The 25,333-nt window shown below is 43.7% G+C and carries 18 protein-coding genes; 3 read left to right on the forward strand and 15 right to left on the reverse strand.

Features of this window, described 5'->3' with window-relative positions:
- Nucleotide 1 precedes the first annotated feature (1 nt).
- From flgM to HFD99_RS08810, 9 genes are all read right to left on the reverse strand, one after another.
- On the reverse strand, nt 2-277 hold the full coding sequence (gene flgM / locus HFD99_RS08770; RefSeq protein WP_016822917.1) for a flagellar biosynthesis anti-sigma factor FlgM: 276 nt from the start codon (nt 275-277) through the stop codon (nt 2-4).
- Nucleotides 278-472: 195 nt separating this feature from the next.
- On the reverse strand, nt 473-883 hold the full coding sequence (locus HFD99_RS08775) for a TIGR03826 family flagellar region protein (protein ID WP_016822916.1): 411 nt from the start codon (nt 881-883) through the stop codon (nt 473-475).
- Between the two features lie 735 nt (nt 884-1,618).
- Entirely contained in the window at nt 1,619-2,089 is a 471-nt protein-coding gene (locus HFD99_RS08780) for a LysM peptidoglycan-binding domain-containing protein (protein WP_123797722.1), read from the reverse strand.
- A 383-nt stretch (nt 2,090-2,472) separates the two neighbouring features.
- Complete coding sequence (locus HFD99_RS08785) at nt 2,473-3,042, reverse strand: ComF family protein (RefSeq protein ID WP_090888717.1); 570 nt, start codon at nt 3,040-3,042, stop codon at nt 2,473-2,475.
- Nucleotides 3,043-3,389: 347 nt separating this feature from the next.
- A complete protein-coding gene (locus tag HFD99_RS08790; protein WP_123797723.1) occupies nt 3,390-5,510 on the reverse strand; it encodes a DEAD/DEAH box helicase in 2,121 nt (706 codons plus the stop codon).
- A 201-nt stretch (nt 5,511-5,711) separates the two neighbouring features.
- Nucleotides 5,712-6,152 carry a hypothetical protein gene (locus tag HFD99_RS08795; protein ID WP_017427118.1) on the reverse strand — a complete coding sequence of 147 codons (441 nt, stop codon included), beginning with the start codon at nt 6,150-6,152 and terminating at the stop codon, nt 5,712-5,714.
- A gap of 167 nt (nt 6,153-6,319) precedes the next feature.
- A complete protein-coding gene (locus tag HFD99_RS08800) occupies nt 6,320-7,042 on the reverse strand; it encodes a response regulator (RefSeq protein ID WP_013373401.1) in 723 nt (240 codons plus the stop codon).
- A 4-nt stretch (nt 7,043-7,046) separates the two neighbouring features.
- Nucleotides 7,047-8,207: a sensor histidine kinase gene (locus HFD99_RS08805; RefSeq protein ID WP_013373402.1), complete on the reverse strand. Its 1,161-nt coding sequence runs from the start codon at nt 8,205-8,207 to the stop codon at nt 7,047-7,049.
- Nucleotides 8,208-8,254: 47 nt separating this feature from the next.
- Nucleotides 8,255-10,972: a stalk domain-containing protein gene (locus tag HFD99_RS08810; protein ID WP_123797724.1), complete on the reverse strand. Its 2,718-nt coding sequence runs from the start codon at nt 10,970-10,972 to the stop codon at nt 8,255-8,257.
- Nucleotides 10,973-11,236: 264 nt separating this feature from the next.
- Here HFD99_RS08810 and HFD99_RS08815 point away from each other — a divergent pair, with 264 nt between their 5' ends.
- The 3 genes from HFD99_RS08815 to HFD99_RS08825 are packed head-to-tail and all read left to right on the forward strand — an operon-like array spanning nt 11,237 to nt 16,717.
- Nucleotides 11,237-12,646 carry an efflux RND transporter periplasmic adaptor subunit gene (locus HFD99_RS08815; RefSeq protein WP_045244647.1) on the forward strand — a complete coding sequence of 470 codons (1,410 nt, stop codon included), beginning with the start codon at nt 11,237-11,239 and terminating at the stop codon, nt 12,644-12,646.
- Nucleotides 12,643-15,759: an efflux RND transporter permease subunit gene (locus HFD99_RS08820; protein ID WP_025365999.1), complete on the forward strand. Its 3,117-nt coding sequence runs from the start codon at nt 12,643-12,645 to the stop codon at nt 15,757-15,759. Before HFD99_RS08815 ends, HFD99_RS08820 begins: the two co-directional genes overlap by 4 nt.
- A 55-nt stretch (nt 15,760-15,814) precedes the next feature.
- Nucleotides 15,815-16,717 carry a TetR/AcrR family transcriptional regulator gene (locus tag HFD99_RS08825; protein WP_016822908.1) on the forward strand — a complete coding sequence of 301 codons (903 nt, stop codon included), beginning with the start codon at nt 15,815-15,817 and terminating at the stop codon, nt 16,715-16,717.
- Nucleotides 16,718-16,844: 127 nt separating this feature from the next.
- Here the strand turns inward: HFD99_RS08825 and metK are convergent, their stop codons facing one another.
- The 6 genes from metK to HFD99_RS08855 all read right to left on the reverse strand — a co-directional run bounded on the left by metK (nt 16,845) and on the right by HFD99_RS08855 (nt 25,316).
- Entirely contained in the window at nt 16,845-18,047 is a 1,203-nt protein-coding gene (gene metK / locus HFD99_RS08830) for a methionine adenosyltransferase (protein WP_013373407.1), read from the reverse strand.
- Between the two features lie 329 nt (nt 18,048-18,376).
- Nucleotides 18,377-18,667, reverse strand: coding sequence for an alpha/beta-type small acid-soluble spore protein (locus HFD99_RS08835; RefSeq protein ID WP_025366000.1), 291 nt, complete (start codon nt 18,665-18,667; stop codon nt 18,377-18,379).
- Nucleotides 18,668-18,803: 136 nt separating this feature from the next.
- Nucleotides 18,804-19,388 (reverse strand): hypothetical protein, encoded by a 585-nt coding sequence (locus HFD99_RS08840; RefSeq protein ID WP_045244648.1) that lies wholly within the window; start codon nt 19,386-19,388, stop codon nt 18,804-18,806.
- A gap of 44 nt (nt 19,389-19,432) precedes the next feature.
- The gene (locus HFD99_RS08845; RefSeq protein ID WP_090888733.1) at nt 19,433-20,965 is read right to left on the reverse strand and encodes a stalk domain-containing protein; all 1,533 of its coding nucleotides are present in this window, start codon (nt 20,963-20,965) and stop codon (nt 19,433-19,435) included.
- 99 nt (nt 20,966-21,064) lie between these two features.
- Nucleotides 21,065-23,431: a copper amine oxidase N-terminal domain-containing protein gene (locus HFD99_RS08850; RefSeq protein WP_123797726.1), complete on the reverse strand. Its 2,367-nt coding sequence runs from the start codon at nt 23,429-23,431 to the stop codon at nt 21,065-21,067.
- Between the two features lie 538 nt (nt 23,432-23,969).
- Nucleotides 23,970-25,316, reverse strand: a complete 1,347-nt coding sequence (locus HFD99_RS08855) for an efflux RND transporter periplasmic adaptor subunit (RefSeq protein ID WP_123797727.1) — start codon at nt 25,314-25,316, stop codon at nt 23,970-23,972.
- Nucleotides 25,317-25,333: the final 17 nt, after the last annotated feature.

Consider the following 25,333-nt stretch of genomic DNA (forward strand, 5'->3'; position numbering starts at 1 on the left):
CCTAGCTTTCGGAAGACTGCTTAAAGAAAGGTAACAGCTTCTCTGCAATTTTATCGGCATCCACACGATAGGTTCCAGAAGCTACTTGTTGCTTAAGCTCCTGAATTTTCTTAACGCGGTCTGCATCACTGCTGCGGTTCAGCATTTCCATTGCTTCTGGAGAAATGGAAACCTCGTCCTTACGGCGGGACTTCTTAAGCTCCTCCTGGCGTCCTGTTTCAATATTTCGCTGATATGGATTAATAGCTCCGATGCGGTTGGTCTCGTTAATTTTCATAACTTCCACCTTCCTTAGTTATTTGATATGGTCAGAATGTATCAGACGACATAGCGTCGAACATGGTTCGTATTATGCCTTACTTCTTTATTTTGGGCATGGTTGCTAAAATAAAAAAACCGATAAGCTCTATAAAGATTATCGGCGGTATTTGAAACTTTTTGAATAGCTGAATGCGTATTTAATTCCCCTGTACTAGTTTCCACGAAGTTTGTCAATCGCGCTGTAGGTACCTGAGCCCATATTATTACTTTGATCCTGATTACTACTTTCGCGTATGGCCTGATTCAGGTCTTTAGTCAGACGCGTTCGACAAGAATCGCACATATGCCCTTCACGAATTGGTATCCCGCATACCTCGCAAGGATACGTCATATTAGGCGCATTAGCAATGGAAATACGTCCCTCACGTATAAATGTCGTGATTTGTTTAACGGAGACACCTGTAGCTTCCGAAAGCTCATGCATATGAATACCTTTATTTTCACGTATATGTTTGACACAGTGCTCGTATTCAACCTCAATTTCTTTAATACAGTTCTGGCAGATTCCTCTGACATTCTTAACAAACAACTTTCCACAGCGAGGACAGTTATCTAAATTCATCCTCTGTAGCGCCCCTTTCCAAGTTCCGGTCTTTAATTACTATTATCCTTACATTAACTTATAGTGAAGAGCCTCGTCTAGCAAATATTTCAAAACTCTTTTTTAGTTTTAACACAATTCCACATTTTGTTCGTTATCATAGTAAAAGTATAAGAGAGGAATCAACGGACAAAAATTCTCCCATTATATGTACATTAATATGCAACAACATAAAATGCAGAGGCAAATAAGTACTCATAATCCAGCCTATTACATGTGAGTATTTATCGTCAAACATTACTCCCTACTTTAGAGAAAAAAATAAAATAAGCGCCATTCCAGTTATTCTCGGGAATAGCGCTTCATTATCATTAAACAGCTATATATGAATATGGTTAAAATGTAGAAATAAAATGAGGGAAAAACCGGGCGAAACAATCCTCAGAAGAATTCATGTTCACCTGTGCCCCGAACACAATCAAGAAAATACTATAAATCCGGGGGATCGGCGTCCATACGAATGCTCCGCACATGGAGTGTGGGTATTCATAAATCTCATACACCTAACATCATTTCAACTTATAAGCTATCTGAAATTAAGCTAGACGTACCATTGGAAATTTGCAGCCCAAAAAAACAAGCAATTTTACAAATAATTATTCAAAAAAAGCATTGTTTTAATAGAGGCCTTCCCGTATACTATAGTCAAACGCTTGGTTTAATAAATACATTTTATAAAACAGTTTATAATGTTAATTATTTATTTGTGTTTGTTTGTGGCACTTGCAGTTCTTGGCCAACTTTAACCAGGTTGTTGATTTTAACCAGTTCTTCGACAGTTACACCGTATTTTTCAGCAATAGAAGCCAGTGTGTCACCTTCTTGAACATTTACAATGATTGTTTTTACAGTTGTTGCTGGTGCTTCAGTTGTAGTTGTTGCTGGTTTTGTGGTTGTTGTTTGGTTGTTGTTCTCTGTTGTCGATTGAACAGGTGTTGTAGTTGTTGTGTTCTCAGTAGTTTCAGTTTTAAAGAACTTAGCTTCAAATGCTTTTTGTGCAGCTTCTTGTTGTTCTCTCATGATTTGGTCTTCCAATTGTTGTACTTCGTCATCGGAGCTGGATTTAGCCATTACTTGACCTGTTGCAAGTGGACTCAACAAAGATACTGCACCTAAGCTAATAGCCAGCATGCTAGAAACCGCTACTTTTTTCATTACGTTTTTCATGATTTTGTTCTCTCCTCTTTTTAGCTTTAAATTTTAATTAACTGCTTTACTACTGAGCGAGACACTCCCAATGTCCGCTCTTTTGTCGTTAGCTGATCACTTATTACCAATCATGTTAGCTATCAACAGATAGAAATTGTACTCCTCTTTTCCAAAAAAATCAACCTCTAAATTGAAATATTCTGATTTCATCCCTCACTTCCTAACTTTTTGTTCGTCTCTATATTTTTATTATATACCTCTCTCTAGCTTGTTGTCAAATTCTGCTGATTGTACGGATTAAAAGGCTTATACTCTATCATTTAATCCTTCTTTCAAAAGAATTATAACCTTTTTTTCATAGTTTCAAGCATAAAATTATGGAATATAATAGAAATTCAGACTCATGATCTCGCTAGAGTCAGGCAAAAGATAGCCAAATGTACTCCTCGTTCTAATGCCTTTTCTCTCAAAACACGTGCACACGCCTGCAATGTACTCCCCGTTGTATAAATATCATCTACAAGCAAAATTGTAACGGAGTGCGTGCACTCCTCCGTAGCACGTCGAGATTCAACTTTTAAAATAAAAGATTTCATCAAATTCATCATATTGGGATGAACAGAAAATGCATTATTCATTGTATTCATGCGTTCATTTTTTGATTTAAAGCTTTGCTTGCCTGTATCTTGCGGGCGAACAAGTAAAGGTAGAAAGGGGAGCTTATTTCGCTTTGCAATCTCTTCTGCCAAAATTTCAGCCTGATTAAAGCCACGCTCTGTCAGCCTCTTTTCACTTACCGGGACACAGGTCACTATATCTACATCCCACAAAGATTGCTTGAAACGATTACATTTATGACCTGCAAACTCATGTCTCATCGCCTGATAGGCACGGTTCATGATTTCGCCCAGCAGGGGGCCAAACTTTTCATTGCCGCGGTATTTAAACTGTCCAATCCATTCTTTCATCATCGGCGTATAACTGGTTGCACTCCGATTACATACATAATAACGCACTAATCGGTCGGGCCTGACGCAATCTGGACAAGACGTCGGACGTCCACAATGTGCACAACGAATGTTGTAAACCCAAGGAATTTGGGTCGAGCAATGAGTACAAAGCCCAGTAAATTCGGAAAAATGACCTGTGAGAGTGCCGCAAGCAACACATGTTTGCGACTGACAATGGAATAACCAATTCAAAAACAAACGGGTTCTTGGAATCATCCCCATACCAAAATGCACCTTTCTTGGTAGTTTACGTACCGACATTGTTTCAGGTTTCACATTTCCAAAAAAACTTTTTTTATTTAATGCATTTAGTGCTTCATTAATTTTAGATATCCTTTTTTACGAGCCAGTGCATTCATGCGTTTAATCTGTTTAATCGCTCTCTTTTGACCGCTAGTCCATTGAGGGGATATAAAAATAACACTACCACATGGGTCATCCTTAGATCTTCCCGCGCGGCCAGCCATTTGGACAAGGGATGCTTCATCAAAAAGACTGCTGTCCGCGTCTAGTACATACACATCACTCCGCGGAACAGTCACTCCCCGCTCCAAAATAGTGGTTGTAACCAGCACACGTATTTCAATAGCCCGAAATAAACGCACCTTAGTGGTTCGTTCTTCATCCTGCGATGAGGTGCCGGCGATAGGTATATCAGGAAATTGTCTAATCAGCAGCTCCACAAGACCTTGAATATGTGAGATTCGTGTCACAAATAGAAAGACCTGCGCCCCCCGTTGAATGGATACGTTTAGGCGCTGAATAAATGAAGCAGGAAGCTGACCTTTTTGCAGCCACTGATGCACTGGAGGAGTCCCCAAACGAATTGGGACAGGTAGGGGATGACGATGAAAACGAACGGGAACCTTGGCATGTGGCAGTTGACCACGTGCAGCCTCTTTCTGCAAGGGGCGCGGTGGCGTAGCAGACAAATAAATAAACTTTCCTTCCCGCTTACATACTGCTTGGGCAGCAAAGGCAAGCATTGGATCATTGTGATAAGGAAATGCATCAATCTCGTCAATTACAACCAAATCAAAAGAGTGGCGATAACGCAACAGCTGATGTGTTGTTGCCAGTGTCAGTTGTCCCCTTTGCCACCGTTCTGCACTCCCTCCATAAAGCGTCACCATGCTAACCTGGGGAAACGCAACTGCCAAGCGAGGTGCCAATTCCAATACCACATCACGGCGCGGTGTTGCTACGAGCGCTGTCCCTCCGCGCTCCAACACATGCTGTAAAAGCGGAAACATCATTTCCGTCTTGCCCGCGCCAGTCACGGCCCAGAGCAGAAATCGTTCGGCCGCAGAATCGGGTACTTGCCGGCCAGCAATCTCCCAAGCACGCTCGCCAGATTTGGGCGATGACTGCTCGTTGAGAGCAAGAGTGCTGCCATGCGCAGCGGCAGCACCTAATTCCTGGCGCGCACGCATGCTGCGCCGGAATAATTCGCGCGCTCGTTGCCATTGGCCTACCGGGCGAGAGCATTTTCGCCCCCCTTCGGGTGGTGCGGCCAAAAAGCACAGCGCTGCTTCGGCGGCGGCACGTTGCGCAGGGCTCAGCCCCCAGCGGTCGAGATTCGTCGCCGGGGTTGCCTCTGCCGTGCGCGGCATGGCAAGTTTCGCTGTACCGCGCAGCAGCAACGAGCACTCACGACTGCGGCCAAGCGTCAGACATGTCTCGCAGTAGGCGCACGCCTTACGACCGCACGATGCGCAGCTTGTGCGGTGCACCTTTCCGCTGCCACAACGGTTGCAGCGGAGTTCCTGTCTACGCGCGGCAGACCAGCGCGCACGTGGTGCTGGAGCCAGACCAGCAGCAAAGCTGAGTCGGCCTTGCAGATATGCAAGTTGCGCAGCTGAACGCCAAGTATGCTCCAAATCCGGGGCTGCCTCTGCTAGCAATGCTTCAGCTTCAGGAACAAGCAACTGGCGTCCTGCCAACAAATGAGTCAGCTCGTTCGCTTGTCGTGTTAAACATTCCATATCCAATCCATTTACTCCCGTGGCGAGCTTCCGGTTTTGAATAGAACGTACAGTTCCTATTGTTTCTTGTCCCTCATTCCCATGTTGAGTGCGTGAAACCCATCCTTGGTGCCGGTCCCAAATGTATATATTGTCTACTCCTCCAGATAAGATCCGTTCTCCATTAGAAGATTCAAGAACCAACTCATTCTTTAGCTGTGCAAGAGTATAGGCCCACCATTGTCGATCCCCCCACCGCTCCATCTCTGCTAACTCCCTAAATCCTCCACACAGGCTTACTCCCCAAGACAAGGGAAGCTCGTCTCCTAATAACACCCACCTTTCGACAGCATTCTCCTGGTGCTTATCTTGACACCACCACCATGTCATATCTACTCGAATATCCACAGATAATCGAAGATTCCAATTCCCTTTATATCTGACTGCATATACTGCAATTTTCATCTTTGTTCTCTCCTCTCATTCATCATTGTTCCTAGTTCTTATCACCCTAGAGAACAGCAAAAAAGCACACTTCCATGGCTATTAGCCTGAAGTGTGCTTCACATCAAACAGATTTCAACGAAATCCCTATTGTCTTGCATATGCAACTGTCTATAAATATTTATATCTGATTTTAACCACGATGTCCACAGATCCCTGTCACTAAGGAACAAGTGGGACGCCCGCCAACGGGTTTGCTGTTCTAAGATCAATAACAACCTGTTTTTCACCGCCTGACTTCGGCAAAACCGGGTTCCCCGGTGAAAAACGACATGAGATGACTGAAACATCCATATGACTATAGCGCACCAGCCGGGTCAGAATCGGTAGCGTATCGTCTATAGATTCATCATCCAGTACCGTTACATGTAGCGGCCTCCGGTGTAGCCAGGCAAGGATACTCAATGAACGCATCACCCATTCCACACGATCTCCATCATTGGATGTAATCACAATGTAGCGAGTCGCACGACGATTCAGCGATGTCGTGTGTGCATCTTCGCCATTGTGATAAGCCTGAACCGCCTGTCGTATATACATGAGATGCACGACTGCAGCTCCCACACCGTATATAAGCAATATCCAAACCAAGTGAGCCGTCACGAGGGTTCCACCTCCTCCTATAGCGACAATATATGCCGTATAACAGGAAGAGGTGTCACGGTTATGTACTGGACTTCCATACGAGCGGATATCTCGCTCTAAAAGAGAGGCGGTACAGCATTCATATCTAGGCAGCTGCATCGTCTAATACATGAAAAGACTACACTTTACAGCGTAACCCATCCATATTTGATGGAGTTAATAACTGCTTGTGTACGGTCATCCACTTCCATTTTTTGCAGAATACTGCTGACATGGTTTTTGACCGTTTTCTCGCTAATGAATAAATATTCACCAATCATCTTATTGCTCTTGCCTTCGGCCATCAGACGTAACACTTCTGCTTCACGACGAGTCAGCGGATTATTTTCACCTGCAACAAACTTCACGCCTGCTTCCTTAGTATGACCTTCCGCCATAGCCCCTGTTTCATTCAGGTAAGTCATCCGACGAAGCTGCTGAATAAGCTTGCCCGTTACCTTCGGATGAATAAATGCATATCCTTCATGTACTGAACGAATAGCATTAATGAGGGACTCGGCTTCCATATCTTTTAACAGATAGCCATTGGCTCCCTTGCGCAACGTCTCGAATACATAGCTTTCATCATCATGAATGGATAAAATGATCACTTTGACATCCGGGAACATCTCCCGTAGTTTTTCAGTTGCTTCTACACCATTTTCAATTGGCATATTAATGTCCATCAGAACAATATCCGGTTTCTCTACGTTGCAGAATTCCAGCACTTGAATGCCATCGCCACATTCTCCGATGACCTCAATGTCGTCCTCCATATTCAAAATACGTTTAAGTCCTTCACGAAACAACTGATGGTCGTCCGCTAAGAGAACTTTAATGGGTGCATTACTCATTTCCTGATTTTCCATGTTGTTACTCCTTTCCCTTTTCCACGTTGGTTGGGATATGAATCACTATCTTGGTGCCTTGATTCTCAGCTGATTCGATCTCCATTCTCCCCTCGAGCAGTTCAACCCTTTCCCGCATACCAATCAGACCAAAATGCCCATGGTCTTTGCTTTTTTGCTGAAAAAGCTCTGGCTTAAAGCCCAGACCATTATCCTGCACAACAATTTTTACAAGCTGTGCCTGGTAGGTAATCTCCACAAGCACATAGGTAGGGTAAGCATGCTTGGCAGCGTTAGTCAAAGCTTCCTGGATCAGACGGTAAATGGCTGCTTCCATCGCGGAAGAGAGACGGTGTTCCTTGCCCCTTGTTTCAAAAAGCGCTCTAATCTTCGTTTTTTCTTCAAAATCCTGCACATATTTCCGGAGCGTCGGAATAAGCCCCAGGTCATCCAGGGCCATGGGACGCAAGTTGAAAATGACCTTTCGCATTTCTTCAAGACTGGAGCGAACTTGTTTCTTCAAGTCTACTATTTCGTCCTGAACCATCTTAAATTCCTGCTTGGCAATCATTCTTTCCACAATTTCCGTCCTAAGCACTAGATGCGCAAGGAGTTGCGCAGGTCCATCGTGAATTTCACGGGATATGCGCTTACGCTCCTCTTCCTGAGCCAAAATAATTTTCAGACCAATAAACTGCCGATTCTTGGCCGATTCAATGATCCGCGTCACTTGTCCCAATTCACCCGATAAATATTCCAGCACGACCCCCATCTGCGAACCGATAGTTTCGGCCCGCTCGACAGAAGCCTCGACACTTTTGGCCCGCTTTTGAAGATCATCTCTTCTGGCTTTGAGATACATTTCCTTCTCGCGAAAAATCATCACATCGAGTTGAAGCTGTGTCGCCTTCTCATAAGCCTGTTTGATATCCTCTTCCGAGTAACGGACGAAATCACGGCTGACCTCAGTCAACCGAATTCGGGACCGCCGATAGTTCATTTCCAGCTGGTCCACTTTTTCGATCGTTTCTGCCGTTTCCTTCAATACGCTCTGAAGCTCTTGATTTAACGTAACCAGTTCGGTCCGGGCCGTGTCCAATATTTCGAACATCTGATATTTGCTGTTCTCCATCACCTGGATGGCATTTTTAATGACTCGGTCTATGATATCGGCTTGAAAGTCCACAAATGTTCTACTCCAATCCTAGCATTTCAAGTATATATCATACCATATCATGACTGGAGGGTGATGGTCTTCGTTTCTTGTTCCCATTTTACAGTCATTCCTAACTGTTCAGACACCAGTCTTAATGGGACTAAAGTCCTGCCTCCCAGTACAATAGGTGCAACTTCAGTTCTCTGACGCTTTCCGTTTAGAATCACTTCTTTTTTTCCTACAGTCAAATCCATCAGCACACCACCGCGCATAATGGTGATCCGCTGATCGCCCGCATTCCATTTGGCTTGTCCGCCAAATGCGTCCAGCACATACTTAATTGGAACATATGTCGAACCATTGCGAGTCATCGGAGCTGCATCAATCGTTGTTGGCGTTCCATTTACCGTCATTGATTTTTGACCGATCGTCATCTGAGCTGTTCCCTTTTTAAGTCCTTCTGTGCCGACCGTCCCCGGTGTATTAAAAGAGATATTATCAAAAGCAACCTTACCTGTCTTAGCGCGCTCATCCTGACCCTCGGCTACATTGACCACATAGAGACGTTTCAGCTTCGCCGGATAAGAAATATTCAAACCGCTCATATCTGCGTTAATCGTTTTCCAGCCGTTCCAGTCGATCACTTTGGCAAGATCAATATATGCCGTTTTGCCTTGAGCATCCTCCAGTTCCGCACGCAGCCAGTTCAGACTCTTATCCCCTTTGACATCAATCGAGATGGATGTAGCTGCCTGCTCCAACGTCTTCCCGGATGTGCCATTTAATTGAGCGTAAGCATACATTTTGCCACTGCCGTTCGTCATGTCGTAGCTTAGCTCCAGCACTTTGGAATTGGCATGGTCTCCATCCCCTTGTACAACAGCCGCTGTACCGGTAACACCTTCCACATTTGAAGTGAAATCAACCGGATACGAAACATTTTCGAAGTTTTCCCAGTTATTTGTACTTGCCCCGCCAGCGGACAGGAAGACAACCGCACTGAAACCATCGTAGCGACCAATGGCATAGCCTGTTTTCACACCCGCATCCACTGTATTTACCGTAAGCTGATTATCCTTAACGTTTCCCTTAAAGCCGATGAACTCCCATTTGAGCGCATCTGATGTAATGCTGACACTCTGTCCATCTTTCGTCTTGGCCGTTATCGGTACTGCGATTTTAGCTCCTGCAGTAAGCGAGCCTGTCCCACTTCCAGCAGTAAGTGATGAAATTTCATCTGCTCCAAGCACGGTGACCTTGGTTGTCGCACTGGCTGAGCCACTGGATGCAGTTAAAGTAGCAGTTCCCGGTTTGGCCCCCTTCACAACACCGCCGCTCACGGACACAACAGCTGGGTTGCTGGACTTCCACGTCACTTGTACTTTCGAGGTATCAAATGGATTGTAGTAGTTGTCGTAGCCTTTGAAGGAGTAGCTTCCGCTCTGACCAATCAGCAGCGTTTTATTGCCCTTGATGGTAAAGCCTTTGAGCGTTCCTTTAGGAGCAGTGGTATATACTCCCACTCCATTTACGATGCTACGTTGCTCTGTACCATATTCTGTATTGAATGTAAGCCCCGCTGTCGTATCTCCCAAATCACGAGTTACCATGGTGGTAGAGCCGCCACCATCGAGGTTCATCCCCTTCCAGACACCAATATCTTTCATCAGTGTTTGCAGCTCGCTCAAGGATACACCAACGCTGTTCCCATTCTTCTCAACGGCGATGACATAGGCATATCGCTTGTCACGGGAATATCCCAGAGCCGTACGCGCACGCGTCCCGCCTATACTTGTCGTACTTCGGGAGAACGACGTCTTCTGTCCGTCATTTACTAATATGGTATGTCCACCGATCATCATTTGTAGGTTGGAAGGATCTACTTCACTCCCTGTCGATTTGACGCGAAGGTGATAGTTCGTTTCTACAGTCTGTCCCACAGTCAGATGCGCTTTGGCATAATCCGCTGCTTTACCGTGTGTACGCAAAATATAGCCATCCTGCGGAACAGTCATATTCAATGTAGCATTTTCGGAGACTTGCGTAACCACGCCATTTTGTACCAATATTTCAGTAGGCGTTGTCGAACTGTTTTTAGGTCGCTCAATTGCTTTCCAAGCAGATGTATAAATATACATAGCATTGGAGTGACTATAGCTGCTCCCACTCGTCTCAGGCGAGTATGAAGCCTTATTCATCCCTGCCAAAGAGAAGGAAGACCCATCACCAGCTTTTACTGTACCTTCAAAAGTAAATTGCTCAACCATCGGTGAGCCATCCTTCGTTACAGCAAAGGCATACATCCCTGTTAAATCAGAGGGAGTAGACATCAACACCCCTTTAGACACCTGTCCACCGATCGGTGCTCCCTCGCTAGAGGTATTAAAATAATCCCCGTTCACACCAGCAACCGCACCGGTCTCTTTTGCCATACCGCCTGTACTCTGACGGGTCGTAAACTGTCCGTTCTTCCCAGTCATGACATCCAGCTTTACGTACGGATTTTGCAGGTCTACTCGAACGATATCAGCCAGCGCTGTTCCCTTGGACCCTTTAAAACGATATTTCAATAATGTTGCGCCCGAAGTAATGATCTCCTCACCCAATTTTACCGTTGAACCGGAGGCAGCACTCGCGATTGGCGCATATATCCAATTATTTAACGGGACTAGAACCCCAGTTCCGGCAACCGGACCGACCCATAATACTCCTGCCAGCGTTAAAACAGCCCATCTTTTAGCAATTCCTTTGCCATCTACTTTCACTTTGCTCTGTTTTCTATTACTTAAAAACATTTGGATAATAGCTCCCATCTTCTTTGTATTCAAACGGATTAATCCGCGCATGTACTCTACCAATAAACAAAAAAATCCTCTTATGTTAATAGACTTATTATAAAGGCAAAAGTTCCGAAATTCCGCCAACTAATTCATAAAATCCAAAACAGTGAATTGACGAATGCAATATAGGCGCACTATAATACACATGAACTAATGAGTTCATTTTAAACCAATTAGTTTAAACTCGATTTTATGACCCTATCGGAAGGAAGGATAATCATGAATAAACAACGGGCCATCATCATGCTCACCTTATCAATGAGCCTCGCAATTGCCGGATGTTCTACCGAAAAAAAAGATGCTGCTTCAGGTTCATCCGCACAGCCGACCGTTGTGCGCACTACAATCGTCAAAAATACACCACTCCATACCGCCTATGACTTGTCAGGCACCCTTCAGGCTTATGAAGAACGTACACTGGCCTTTCAAAATGGAGGGATCGTCGCCGGCGCAGAGGTCACTACTGGCACTCTAGTCCAAAAAGGGGCAATCATTGCCCGTCTAGATGATGCTGACTACAGGCTACAGGTTGCACAGGCAACGGCCTCTATCCAAGAAGCTTTAGCCGGTATAGATAACGCACAGGCTAACCTACAGGCAGCTGCCTCTGCCATTCAATCCGCCGATGCAGGTATTACGAGTGCTCGTGCAAATGTCAGCAGGGCCAACAAGGGTGCGCGCGCTCAGGAAAAACAGCAAGCACAAATCACTGTCGATAAGGCACAAAGCGCCTATAACAAGGCCAGGACGGATAGCGAGCGGACACAAAAGCTGTTTGAGGCAGGTGCAGCTACCGCGTCGGATAACGAGAACGCCCGCCTGAATGCAACTGCTGCTCTTCAAAATCTGGAGCAAGCAAAAGCTTCCTTATCTCTTTTGCTGGAAGGGGCCACAGCCGAAGAGCATCAATCTGTCCAAGCTTCCTTTCAGGATGCGATTGCAGGTAAAACTAAAGCTCTTGCAGCCAGCGAACAAGCAGAGGCTTCCCAGAAACAAGCACGTGCCAACTACGAAAAGGCCCTTGTCGCCAAGGACCAGGCGGAGCTGGCATTGTCACGCACCCGTTTAACTTCTCCCGTGAACGGCGTAATCTTAGACAAAATCGTGAATACAGGTGATTTGGTCGCGTCGGGCCAAGCCGTCTATCGCATAGGCTCCACCGACCGTCTTAAAGTACTCCTTCCCGTACCAGACAGTGAAATTAAGGATTGGAAAAAGGGACAACAGGTGAAGGTGGCACTCTATGATGAGACTCGTCATGGTATGGTGTCCAACATCTATCCTTCAACCAGCACCGATACGGGGCGGGTTAACGTAGAGATTATCATTGCCAATCCACAGCGAGACTGGTTACCCGGCCAGGTCATTAAAGCTGCGCATCAGGTGACAGACAAGAATGGTATTCTTGTGCCTGCTGAAGCAGTCATCAATACGGGAAGCAAGCCTTTTATTTTCAAAGATATTCAAGGAAAAGCGGTTAGAACCCCTGTGGAGCTTGGCAATCAGGTTGTAGATAATCAATTGCAAATTGTATCCGGGCTTCGTGAAGGAGAACGTATTGTCATTAAAGGGGCAGAATCCCTGTTTGATGGAAATGCGATTCAGTCGGAGGAAGGCGGACGTCCATGATTGAGTACATCGTAAAAAAGCGAAAAATAACATTGCTGTTTTTTGTCATGCTGATTGTAGTTGGAGCTTTCGGTTTTTTCCAGTTACCACAGCAGGAAATGCCAGACGTGACCATACAGAATGCTATGGTCACAACCGTTTACCCCGGTGCTTCGCCACAAAAGGTAGAACAAACCGTAACTAAAGAGCTAGAGAAACGCATCAAGGAGGTTGAAGGTGTTAAAACGATTAATTCGACTTCTGGCAACGGATTCTCCTCTATTCTAATCGAATCCAAAAATGGAGTGGATCCTCAGACAGTTTGGGATAATATGCGTAAAAAGGTGCAAGATGCACAAGCCGATCTTCCTCAAGGTGCTGAGGTGCCTGTTGTAAATGACAAGCTGACCAGCTCGTTTATCGGCTCTTATGCTCTGACCGCCGACTCATCTGCACCACTGTATAAACTAAATGATTTGACCACCAACTGGAAAGATCAACTTAATACGATTTCCGGCGTATCCAGTGTCAAATTCAATGGTCTTCCTGACCAAGAAGTACGTGTCCATATCGACAATCAGAAGCTCCAGCAATATCAGTTGTCGTGGGGACAAGTGGCACAAGCGATCCAATCTCAGATCGATCGAGTTCCTACCGGTAATATTGAATACAACGGACGTACCTATCAACTCATTGTTCGTGAGACCGAAAAAGCTGACGAATTAAATCAGGTCATTTTGACACGTACAAAGGAAGGTAATCCTGTTTATTTAAGAGATATTGGAACAACTGAGCTGGCACATCCTGAGGCAGAATATTTCGCTTATGTAGAGGGTAAACCGGCCATTACGCTAAGTATTGGAGCGGAAACAGGCACAGACATCCCCTCTATGAGCGAAAAGGTCAATACCAAGCTCAAGGAGCTGGAGAAAACACTCCCCGTAGGTGTTCACTTACAGACTCTCTTTGCACAAAAGGATCAGGTAAACCATATCTTTGACGACTTAAAGCGTGAAACGATTCTGGCAATTGCGGCTGTTATTCTCGTTTGTATGTTGGGCTTGAATTTGCTCACCTCTGCTTTTGTCGCGCTGGCAATCCCTATTTCGGTTTCGATTGCCATTATCTTTCTACCTATGTTCGGCATTACTTTAAATCAGATTTCCGTTGTCGGTCTGATCATTGTACTCGGCATACTCGTGGATGATGCTGTAGTGGTAAACGATAATATTGAGCGCAGACTTACGGAATTAGGAGAATCACCCTCCGTTGCAGCTATAAAAGGTACCAAAGAGGTCATGCTGTCTATTTTGGTTGCAACATTGGCCACCATCTCAGCTTTCGCTCCACTGTTGTTTCTTCCCGGAAATGTAGGTGCCTTTATTAGACCCATTCCCGCCATTGTTTCTCTGACCATGTTAGCCTCTATGATCATGTCCCTCACGATCATCCCTATTTTTCGAGAATGGTATGAAAAGCGCAGACAGACTCGTCATCCTCAGGGGAAATCAAAACCAGTAGGCTTGCTCGGTCAGCAGATTCACTCTTTAAACAAGCTTTATTCACAAAAGCTGATGCCTAAAGTCATTCAGCGTCCCTTGCTGACGGCTATGGTTGGACTCATGCTTGGAACAGCTGCTTATGGATTAGTTCCCTTTACATCCGTTGAGCTTTTCCCTGAATCGGAAGACCCTCATGTTGCACTAAATGTAAAAATGCCTGTAGGCACTTCCATTGCGGAAACCGACCAGGTCGTTAAAGATCTTGCAGGCTGGATCAAGAAGCAACCTGAAACTTCCAAGGTCGTTTACAGCGCAGGAGGGACTGCTCCCCAACTGTTTAGTGACATTAATAGCATGGGTGGAAATATTACTTATAACGAAACCGTAGGTCAGATTGCTGTCGTCGGAAAAGAGAACGTTTTCGATCTCAATTCGACAGTTGATGCCTGGGAACAACATGTTAAGAAATCCTACCCTGGCGTCACGGTTACTATGTATGTTCCCCGTCTTGGGATTCCAGTAGGTAAACCCGTTTCTATTCGTATCTCAGGTCAGGATTTAAATGAACTGCAAACCCTTGCCCAAAAAGCAAAGGAGCAGATCGCGACAGTAGAGGGCACAACGGGCATCGTAGATGACATAGGAATTGAACGATATGCCCTCGAGCTTGAGGTCAACAAACAAGCCATGGATCAGTATCTAGTAAGCTACACAGATTTGACTCGTACCCTTCTTCTGTTAAAAGAAGGAGCTCAAGTCAGTCAATTCGATACTGGAAGCAGTCTGGTAGATATCAAAATGTATTTGAATCACAGTAACGAGGAGCCAAGTAAGCTTTTCCAACAACTAAGTGTAGTGAATGCAGCCGGAAAGCAAATTCCATTAAACCAGCTAGTACAGATTAAGCCGTCATTTGCTATTCAGCAAATCAAGCATTACAATATGGAGCGGACGATTACAGTCGAAGCCGACTTGAACGGACGAACTGCAAGCGAAGCCATGGTAGATGTGGAAGGCAAACTGGCACAAATGAAGTTCCCTGAAGGCTATAAATGGGAGGTAGGCGGTGAAACATCCGATCAGTCTACCATATTCGCGGATTTAGGGAAGCTGGCGATCGTTGTAGTCTTACTCATTCTACTCTTGATCACGATGCAGTTTTATTCACTCTCCATTCCTATTATTATTATGACAACCGTGTACCTAGCAGCAGCCGGCGGGATAATTGGTATTTTTCTGACTGGTATGCCCATCGGTTTTATGAGCATCATGGGAATTATCGCACTTGCGGGCATTGTTGTGAGGAATGGGATTGTCTTAATTGAATTTATCGAGGATGCAAGACATGAAGGAATGGAATTAAAGGAAGCCGTAATACAAGCGGCCGCTGCTCGTTTCAGACCGATTTTATTGACTTCCCTGGCTGCCATTGTAGGTATGATTCCCTTAGCACTATTGGGAAGCCTGCTCTTTAAGCCACTAGCGTTCACCGTTATTTTCGGTTTGTTATTTTCGACCTTGTTAACTTTGTTTGTGGTGCCGTCCTTGTATATGATCATGGCCAAGTACAAGATGCACCGACAACTCAAAAAACAGCAGCACACAGTTATTACACGTGACCAACCTTTGTAATGTATGAAGTGGTAAATCCGCATGCTGTCGAGTTGGTTCCTGGAGGGAAGTATGTATGGAAAGTAAAAAAAATGATATTTTACAGGCGGCCATTCGGCTGTTCTCCAGAAAAGGCTATTATTCAACATCTGTTGAGGAAATCGCCAAAGAAAGTGGAATGGCAAAGGCATCCTTCTATAAATACTTTCAAGGGAAAGAAGAACTGCCTTTGGAAATGTGCATCATTCTGGAGAATAACATTGAACAAGACATCCGGGCTCTCTACAGTAAACCTGATCTTTCTAAGCACGATAAACTGCACGGTTTTATTGTACTTTATTTGAAAAATCTCGTTGAAAACAAAGTGTATCTCATGATGGATCTTCCTGAGCCTTCCATGCTTATTTTTCAGAATGAACAACTCAATGGTGCGTTTGAACAGCACGAATACAAATTGTACAAATGGGTTCACGACTGCCTAATTGATATTTTTGGACCAGGCATTGAAGATCATGCATGGGATATAACCTTTGTACTGAAAAGCATTGTGTTCGAATATATTCGCTTCTTTGCCGATCGGATGAATGATGAAACGATTGAGCATCTAACACAGTTTATCATCTTCTTATCCAGTTCCTTGGCAACCAGCCTGAGCAGTGCTGATTCCGCTCCACATTTGTTCTGGAGCAAAAAAGGCTGGTTACCCGAGAGCGCACTAAGTAATCCCTTTGACCAAGGTCGTCAAATTAACGGCCTGCTCCACTCCCTGGAAGACAGTATACTGCTTTCTTCGTGGAGCACAGAGGAGAAACAGGAGTGTCAGCAAATTTACGCTCAATTAAAGGAAGAGGCTCTGAAATCGAACCCTCAAAAAGGTCTCTTAAAAGCTCTTTTTGCGTATTTGGAGCAATATAAGGAAGTACAAAAGGTGTGTCATTTACTCAGAAATTTATTGGGTCTCGCACCGATATCCGAATAGTGGTGTGAAATTAAGTACACTATGGCAAGTTCATAATTAATAGCAGAGCATATCAAAAAAAGACTGTCTCATGCATAGCATGAACAGTCTTTTTAGGTTAATGCGTTATTCTGATAACTTACGAGAATTATAACCCCGCTTGCTCTCTCAGAATTTCCGCTTTATCTACACTCTCCCACGGTACATCCAGATCTGTACGTCCAAAGTGGCCGTAAGCAGCTGTTTGCTTGTAAATTGGACGACGCAGATCCAACATGCGAATGATGCCTGCTGGGCGAAGATCGAAGTTATTTCGGATCAGTTCAACGAGTTTTTCATCACTAACTTTCCCTGTGCCGTATGTATCGACGTTAATCGAAACAGGCGTAGCTACACCGATGGCATAAGCAAGCTGAATTTCCACCTTGTCAGCCAATCCAGCTGCCACGAGGTTTTTCGCTACATAACGAGCAGCATAAGCAGCAGAACGGTCCACTTTGGTTGGATCTTTACCCGAAAATGCTCCCCCGCCATGACGTGCATAACCACCGTACGTATCCACAATAATTTTACGGCCTGTCAGACCTGCATCCCCTTGAGGACCACCGATAACGAAACGCCCTGTTGGATTAATGTAGTACTTGGTTTGCTCATCCAGCAATTCGGCAGGAACAACTGGCAAAATAACCTTTTCCTTGATGTCTGCTTGAATCTGTTCCAAAGTTGTATCTTCTGCATGCTGCGTAGAAACCACAATAGCATCAATACGAACAGGTTTTCCATTTTCATATTCTACCGTTACTTGAGTTTTACCATCTGGACGAAGGTAATTCAGCGTTCCATCCTTACGCACTTCAGACAAGCGTCGTGCAATACGGTGAGACATAGCGATAGGAAGAGGCATTAGCTCAGGTGTTTCGTTCGTAGCAAAACCGAACATTAATCCTTGGTCACCAGCCCCAATGTTTTCTGTTTCCTTATCTACTTCAGCAGGATCACGGCTTTCCAGGGCGGCGTTAACCCCTTGAGCAATGTCTGGCGACTGTTCATTCAAAGAAGTCAATACAGCGCAAGTATTATAGTCAAAACCGTATTTTGCACGTGTATAACCAATTTCCTTAATCGTATTACGAACAATGGATGGAATATCCACGTATTCCGATTTGGAGCTGATTTCACCAATGACGAGAACGAGACCGGTAGCTACCGATACTTCACATGCTACCCGTGCATTAGGGTCATTAGCCAAAAAGGCGTCCAATACAGCATCGGATATCTGATCACAAATTTTATCCGGATGGCCTTCTGTTACAGACTCGGACGTGAACAAATGACGACCTTTTACAGACATGAATTTCAACCTCCCACAATTAAAATACATGAGGATTTTTAATAAATCCTAACATGGCATGGCATTATTCAGTTACCTTCAACTCAACAAATGACGGAAGATATCTTTTACACCTGATTAACAAAAAATGAACCTTTTCCGGTAGGAAAAGGTTGCGTACAAGCCTCAAATGCCATGATATCCTATTTAAAACAAGGTGTCAATTCATGTCATCCAAATAACAAAATTCGAAAATGAAGTGAGTTTACATGCGAACCATTATGATCCACATGTAAATAGCTCCAGTTTATACCTACTATTTGTTTAAAATCTATATCAATAATTACAATTTATAATGTACCAAATTCAGACAGGCTACGTTCAGCGGATTGTATCAATCGTTTAGTAATTTCTCCACCAACGGAACCATTTTGTCTTGAAGTTAAATCGCGCCACTCTACATTTTGATTCCTTGTAAACTCCCCCAATTCTGCAGCAAATTCACTATCAGCATTCGGATGTATATGTGCATATTGAGGATTATAAATAGGTAACCCAAACTCGGCAGCAATTTCATACTTCAAATCATCTAACCTGGCACGGCTTTCGGGAATTAATCGTCTTTGACTTCTTGACGCCATCGTTTGCACCCTCCACTCAATGAATTATTTTTCATGAAGTTAGTGTGCAGTGTTTAAAGTCAACTTAGCCAAGAACAATTTGCTATCCCAAGCAGTATTTAAGAAAAAGAGTACCTTAAACAGAGATAGACACCAGTTATTGAACAGTATAACCGCCTCGTACCATAACGACTAGGCCAAACTTCTGCCCTTCTTTTACTTGAATACCTCTTCCTTCTCTAGGAAACGATAATAAATGATTTTTTTCGACAGCCTGGTTATGAACAATTTCAGTTCCAGAAGTAATATCAATAGCACCACTGGCATCCATGCTGTACACAACAGCATTTCCATTACGTAAAATAAATTCTGCCCCAGCTTTGGCAATCAGTTTCTGACCAGGCTTTACATCAACAACCTTCAAAGCCTCTGTCGTCTGCTCCACCGTTGAACTTTTAGCTGCATTAGAGGTTCCTGAAGACGTTGTATTAGAAGCAGTGGTGTTTGTTGCTGGAGCAGTCGAGTTAGATGTTTTACTACTAGTGCTGCTTGCAGTTCCCCCACCTTTGATGGCCTGAGCAATTTTTTGGTCAACATAGCTTTTGGTTACGACTGGATCATCAGCTGTTCCAGGTTGTCCAGAACTGGAGGCTCCATTAACTGAATTGTTCATCAAAGAGCCAGCCACAATTCCTCCTCCAAGTAAAACAGCAGCCAACGATACTTTATAGCGTGATTTCATGAAAACCTCCTACTGCAGTTATAACAAGTATAGGTAAGCTTAAATTATTGCGCACTTGCTCCAGCGGAACCTTGCATAGCCCATGGCTTATTGAAAGCCAGCTTCAAAGTATCAATACTTGAAACAATATCTTCCGCTTGTTGTTCAGCAGTAGTCACTTTCAAATTAGCCTCGTAAACCTGAAGCTCTGTAGCCAATCCAACATCAAATTGCTTTTTAGCCATGTCGGCCGCGCTTCTTGCACTCACCAAACCAGCTTGGATCTGTGAGTATTGGCTTTCCAATGCCTTGATATTGTTATAAATTGTTCTCACAGCTTCTTCCAACTGTCTCTTTGTACCTTCTGTAGCATACTGAGCTTTTTCAACATTAAGTTGTTCAGCTTCATAAGGGGTATTTCCTGCAGTATTGAAATTATAAAGTTTCAAGCTCAGTTCGGCCAAGTCCACTTTTTGCTCACTCAACCAAATAGCAGTACTACTAGTGAGTACTTGGCTTACTTTTGTCTCTACATTATCTTTAAATTCAGAATAGACAGGCTTATCCTTGAGTTCGTAACGTTGTTCTGGCTTGTAGCCAATCACTTGGTTCAACGACACATAAGCACTATCCAGATCTTTTTTTGCCTTTTCCAAAGCAGCTTGATTTTGGGTCACCTGATTAGTTGCTTGAGTAACCTCATAATCACTCGACATTTGATTATCTCTCTTGATTTGTGCAACTTTAAGCTTGCGCTCAGCATCTTCAATATTCAATGCAGCCAGCTTAACAGCATTTTGCTTTTGAAGGAGCTTGTTATAAAGATCTTTCACATTATATTCAATACCCTCTTTGGTCATATCTAAGTTTTTCTTAGCAGCCTCATAATTTAGATTCGTTTGAGCATAGCCTTTAAAAGCTTTATCTTGACCTTCATCACCTGCTTCAGCTGGAACAAAGTCAATATTCTTGCCAGCTTCTTTCATAATTTTACCTGTTTGGTCAATAGTCGTTTCTGCTGTTTTAACTGAGGTACTATCGGCTATAGCCAGTTTAACTGCATCAACATAGGTCAAGGAGTCATTATAGTAGGTATCATAAGTAACTTTGGTCACAGGAGCTGCGAGTGGCTTACTAGACAAGCTATTTGCGTCAGTAGTGCTACCATTAGCTTGATTGGAAATAGTAACTGTTCGTGTCCTCTGATCCCAATTTACTTTGGCGCCTAATGATTGGCTCACAAAACGTAAAGGAACGAGTACTTGCCCCTTTTGAATTTGAGTTGCTGCATCAAGCTGTACCGGATTGCTGTTTTTATAAGCAAGTTTAGAACCAATATTTAAAGTTAATGTATCGTCATTTTTAGATGCTGTTACTTTTTTGGCTTTGCTGTCCCACTCCACTTGCGCTCCCAAGCTTTCAAAAACACCACGAAGAGGCACCAAGGTTGTATTTTGACTAACTACTGGAGATTGTGTATATTGCTGAGTTACACCGTTAATAATAACCTTTATATCACCTGACTGAGCTCCTGCAAGATTGGCAAACGCAGAAGTAAGAACCAGTGTGGATAGTAATGCCGCTCCAAAACGTTTCATAATTTCTCTCCTTTGTCAATAAGACTAATAAAAGAAAAGGGCTCCAAAAGGAACCCTCTTCTCATCTAATTCAGTTAACTCAAAAGAGTCTCTCTTAAATTAGTTGTTGTTTTCAACAGTTACTGTTTTAGCAGTTGCATCATAGTTGATGGATGCATCCAGCGCTCTGCTCACCCAGAAGATAGGCAGTACAGTACGGTTTTTGTTAGTTACAGCTTTAACGTCCATACGAATCACAGAACCGTTAACAGTCAACAGGTTAGTGTTCAGTTTGATTTGAGCAACGCGGTCACCTTTAATCAGGGTAACTGTGGAAGTTGCTTTGTCAAACAGGATGTTTTGTGGGGATACACCCAAAGCTTCAGCTGCATAACGTACTGGCAAGTAAGTGCGTCCGTTTTCAGCATAAGCAGCTACATCAGCTGTTTTAGTTTCGCCGTTCACAGTGTAGGAAGTGCTTCCCAGTGTGAAGACAGCTTTAGTTTTAGTAGCACCTGGAGCTGGAGTTCCAACAGTTGCGATTGCTACTTCAGCAGCTGCAGTGTTGTTGTCTTTCCAGTTTTGAGTGTTGTCAGTTGCGCCTTTGTATGCAGTGTAAGAAACTGCGCTACCTTTCAGCTTAGCAACGATGTCGCCTTGAGCTACAGTACGGTCAACAGTCAGCTTAGGAGCAGAGATTGTGATTGTACTTGGAGTAGCAGATTCGCTGTCGATGTAGAAGCTCAGACGGCCTTTGTTACTTTCGCCGTAAGTATCAGTAGATACGCTCTTCACTTTAACGTCACCAGCTGTAACTTTTACTTCTGGAGTAGAAGCAAAACGTACGCCTGTTGGCAATTCCAAGATTACTTCACGGCTACCGTCTTTCTTAACGAAAGCTTCTTTAGCAGCTTCAGTGATTGTGATATCGCCAACTTGTTGATCGCCCAGACCGATTGTCAGGGTTGGTTTGGAAGCAGCAGCCAGAGTAACTGCTTGTTTCACAGTTGCAACCTTAACATTACCGCTCAGACCTTGGCTACCAGCAACTTCAACGTTCAGATCGCCAGAGAAACCTGGTTGCGTAGCAACTTCAACGTTTTTCAGTTTCAAAGTACCAGCGTCAGTTGTGCTGTTAACGTTTTTGAAAGTCAGTTTCAAAGTACGTTTGTCAGAGTCAGTGTAGGAAACATCTGCTCCACCCAATCCGTTAGTGTTTTCCATAGAACCAGCAAAGCTGCTTCCTGGGTTGTTACTCTTGAAAGTTTCCTGCCAACGAGCACCTTCAGGCAGACGCAATGTTACAGTACGTCCATTAACAAAAGATTTAGCAACAGTTTCTTTGATTACGATATCGCCAATTTTTTGCTCGTCATGACCAGCAAGAATAGTTGTTGGAGTAGCTACGGATACGCCACCACCGATTTGACCATAGCTACCTACTACCAAGGAGCTAACGTCAGTTGTTGCATTACCAGAAATGCTAACTGTTACGTCGCCTTCTTTAACGTTAGTTTCGTCATCTACGTAGAAACCAACAGGCAATTGGAAAGATGTTTGTTGACCACTTACTTTATCCAAAGACAAAGTCAATGTGTCGCCATCTGCAGAGTATTTTACGTTTTCTGGTTTGATATCAGATCCAAACAGAATAGTAGCAGCGGATTTAGGAGCAGAATCCCATTTGAAACCGCTAGGCAATTTCAACTTAATGTTGTTGTTACCCAAAGAGCCAGCTGTCTCTTCTTTAACTTTCAAAGTTGCAGTGAAGTTTTCTTCACTGGAAACAGTGTCAGCAGCGGACAAAGAAATTTGACCAGAAGAAACCACGTTACCGATCACTACTTCACCACTAGTCAAACCGCTTGCGGAAGCAGCATCAATAGCAACTTTGATTGGTCCATTGCTTGGTCCAGTTACATTAACTTTACCAAAGTTCAGATAAAGATCAGCAGCATCAGCAGAGTTACTGAAATTCAACTCAACTTTTGCAGATTTGTTAGTCAACTTAGTAACTACAACTGCATCTGCATCTTTATAACCAGTAGATTCAAGGTTTTCAGCGTCGTCGTTATCTTTTGGATCAAGATATACGCCCAAACCATAAGTAGCGTCAGTAGCAGTCTTTACGCGACTAACACCGTTCCCAGCACCAGAAAATTCAAAACCTTTTGGCAATGTTACTGTGAACGATGCACCAGGTCTGATGGAAGCTTGGCTAATGTTAATTTTTGCTCTACCCAATTCAGCATTAGGTTGTGCACCAGAACCAATATTAGGATTATTCAGGGTTGTAAAGCTAGAAGCTGCATGAATTGCAGTTGGTGCAGTCAAAGCTGCGATTGGAGCTGCAACACCAGCAACCAATGTTGCTGTTGCCAGCACGTTGATCATTTTTTTGTTAAACTTTGTCATAACCTTTTTTTCTCCTCCTTGAATATAAACAGAAATATTATTTTTGTCTTTTTGTCGGATCTTGTCACTCATCAGTCGTTACACCTCCTTTCCGAGCTTTATGAGAACCCTTATAAAATGATATCTGTGACAATATCACAGAAGCTTGGAATCTAGTTGAAAGAAAGCGTCCATTTATGACGTACTCCAGTATTATACAATGTGATAACAATGCAGTAAAGATTTTTTTTAGCGAATTTTGTCTTTACGCTTTTGTACCCCTTTGTTTCATACTCACCCAATTAGACGTAGCATGGGTCCAAAAAGTTGCGTCTGTTTCAAAAAAAAAAATTATTTTTTTTGATTATGTATTCCGCTTCCCACAGTCATAATTATACTATTGAACCTGTTCCTCCGTCATCCTACAACTTTTACCTTCTCAACCTTAAATGTACAAGGGTATTTTCTGTACATTAATCAGGTCTCTAATGGAGTATATTCTTAACGAATAATCCATAGAATACATAAAGTACATAAAGAATATGATTCCTTAGAAATCTAATACTCTAATACACTTTAAATAGTAGAAATGACGGAGGATAGGAATATAATGTAAATATAAAAAAACAAATTATTTTACTACATTAATCTTCGCGCCATCTGAAAGCAAACTTACGCCCTTAACGACGACATTTTGTCCCTCGGTAAGCCCCTTGGTTATCTCAACCTGTTTGGCACTTTCTTGGCCTGTTTGCACTTCAACCCGCTTTGCAGCAGTTCCTTCCACTACAAATGCATACTTCTTCCCTGCCTGTTCTGTAATGGCGTCCTGCGATACTAAAATGTTTTTAGGAGCTTCTGACTTCATATATACAGTTACAACCATCCCTGATTTTAATTCACCAGAACCATTTGGAACCGAAATCTCGACGGGATATGCCTTGAGATCATTATCCATTACCGGATTGACGGCCGATACTCTAGCTTCAATGCGCTTACCCAACGAGTCCACACCTACAGTTACAGATGAACCCACCTGCATCTTCAGAAGCTCCGATTCAGAAACGTTGACCTTAGCAATAATAGGATTGGTATTCGCAATTGTAACAACTGCAGATTGCGCACTAACCATTTGCCCTTGGACTCCTGTTACTACCGATATAGTGCCGGAAATCGGGGCTTTGACTACAGCATCCACCAGTTGACTACGCGCTGTGTCTAAATTCGCTTTGGCTTGATTAACAGAAGCACGCGCTACGTCTATGCCCGTTTTCTGTTGAGCAAGACGTAATGACTTCTGAGCATTATTATATGTTGTTTGCGCACTTTCCTTGGATGTTTGAGCATTGTGCAGCGCGATCTGTGCATTCTCCACTGCAGTTTGAGCCTTTCGATACGTTATTTGGGACTGCTCTAACTCGGATTGAGATAGAGCGCCCGCACTAAACAACTGTTGGTTGCGATTAAGCGTATTTTGTGCATCACGTACGGAATTTTGAGCATCAACCAAGCTGGTCTGAGCTTGAGTAATGGAATTGTCTTGCTGTACAAGCGCACTTTTGGCTTGATCCACACTGGACTCTGACTGTTGCACAGATTGCTCTGCGCCTGACTCAGCCTGTTTTAAATTGGCCAAGGCAACCTGATATGATTCCTGGGATTGCTTAATCGAGTCCCGTATATCCTTTTGATCTATAGTAAACAATGTGTCGCCTTTGCTTACCTTTTGCCCCACTGTAAGGTTAATACTTTGAATCTTACCACTAATTTTTGGAGATACTTGAGCCGTCTCTTTGGGAGCAAAGCTTCCAATAATACCTGTTGAATCCTTAATACTACCTTTCGTCACTTTTGCCACTTGGACTGGGATTGCCTTCTGCACTGAAGCTGGCGCAGCAGGGGCCTCCCCCCCACCGCAGCCTGCTAATGCAACTGATAAAAGCAAAGTTGTGACAACCAGAGCACTTTTTTTATTCATTATGTTTCTCCACCTCA

It is taken from the genome of Paenibacillus sp. EKM301P (genome assembly GCF_011800295.1).
Lineage (GTDB): Bacteria > Bacillota > Bacilli > Paenibacillales > Paenibacillaceae > Paenibacillus > Paenibacillus polymyxa.

What these genes read in the sequence shown, in the direction of transcription:
- flgM (WP_016822917.1), bottom strand. Translation starts at nt 277, where the DNA reads ATGAAAATTAACGAGACCAACCGCATCGGAGCTATTAATCCATATCAG.
- HFD99_RS08775 (WP_016822916.1), bottom strand. Translation starts at nt 883, where the DNA reads ATGAATTTAGATAACTGTCCTCGCTGTGGAAAGTTGTTTGTTAAGAAT.
- HFD99_RS08780 (WP_123797722.1), bottom strand. Translation starts at nt 2,089, where the DNA reads ATGAAAAACGTAATGAAAAAAGTAGCGGTTTCTAGCATGCTGGCTATT.
- HFD99_RS08785 (WP_090888717.1), bottom strand. Translation starts at nt 3,042, where the DNA reads ATGATGAAAGAATGGATTGGACAGTTTAAATACCGCGGCAATGAAAAG.
- HFD99_RS08790 (WP_123797723.1), bottom strand. Translation starts at nt 5,510, where the DNA reads ATGAAAATTGCAGTATATGCAGTCAGATATAAAGGGAATTGGAATCTT.
- HFD99_RS08800 (WP_013373401.1), bottom strand. Translation starts at nt 7,042, where the DNA reads ATGGAAAATCAGGAAATGAGTAATGCACCCATTAAAGTTCTCTTAGCG.
- HFD99_RS08810 (WP_123797724.1), bottom strand. Translation starts at nt 10,972, where the DNA reads ATGTTTTTAAGTAATAGAAAACAGAGCAAAGTGAAAGTAGATGGCAAA.
- HFD99_RS08815 (WP_045244647.1), top strand. Translation starts at nt 11,237, where the DNA reads ATGAATAAACAACGGGCCATCATCATGCTCACCTTATCAATGAGCCTC.
- HFD99_RS08820 (WP_025365999.1), top strand. Translation starts at nt 12,643, where the DNA reads ATGATTGAGTACATCGTAAAAAAGCGAAAAATAACATTGCTGTTTTTT.
- HFD99_RS08825 (WP_016822908.1), top strand. Translation starts at nt 15,815, where the DNA reads ATGGAAAGTAAAAAAAATGATATTTTACAGGCGGCCATTCGGCTGTTC.
- metK (WP_013373407.1), bottom strand. Translation starts at nt 18,047, where the DNA reads ATGTCTGTAAAAGGTCGTCATTTGTTCACGTCCGAGTCTGTAACAGAA.
- HFD99_RS08835 (WP_025366000.1), bottom strand. Translation starts at nt 18,667, where the DNA reads ATGGCGTCAAGAAGTCAAAGACGATTAATTCCCGAAAGCCGTGCCAGG.
- HFD99_RS08840 (WP_045244648.1), bottom strand. Translation starts at nt 19,388, where the DNA reads ATGAAATCACGCTATAAAGTATCGTTGGCTGCTGTTTTACTTGGAGGA.
- HFD99_RS08845 (WP_090888733.1), bottom strand. Translation starts at nt 20,965, where the DNA reads ATGAAACGTTTTGGAGCGGCATTACTATCCACACTGGTTCTTACTTCT.
- HFD99_RS08850 (WP_123797726.1), bottom strand. Translation starts at nt 23,431, where the DNA reads ATGAGTGACAAGATCCGACAAAAAGACAAAAATAATATTTCTGTTTAT.
- HFD99_RS08855 (WP_123797727.1), bottom strand. Translation starts at nt 25,316, where the DNA reads ATGAATAAAAAAAGTGCTCTGGTTGTCACAACTTTGCTTTTATCAGTT.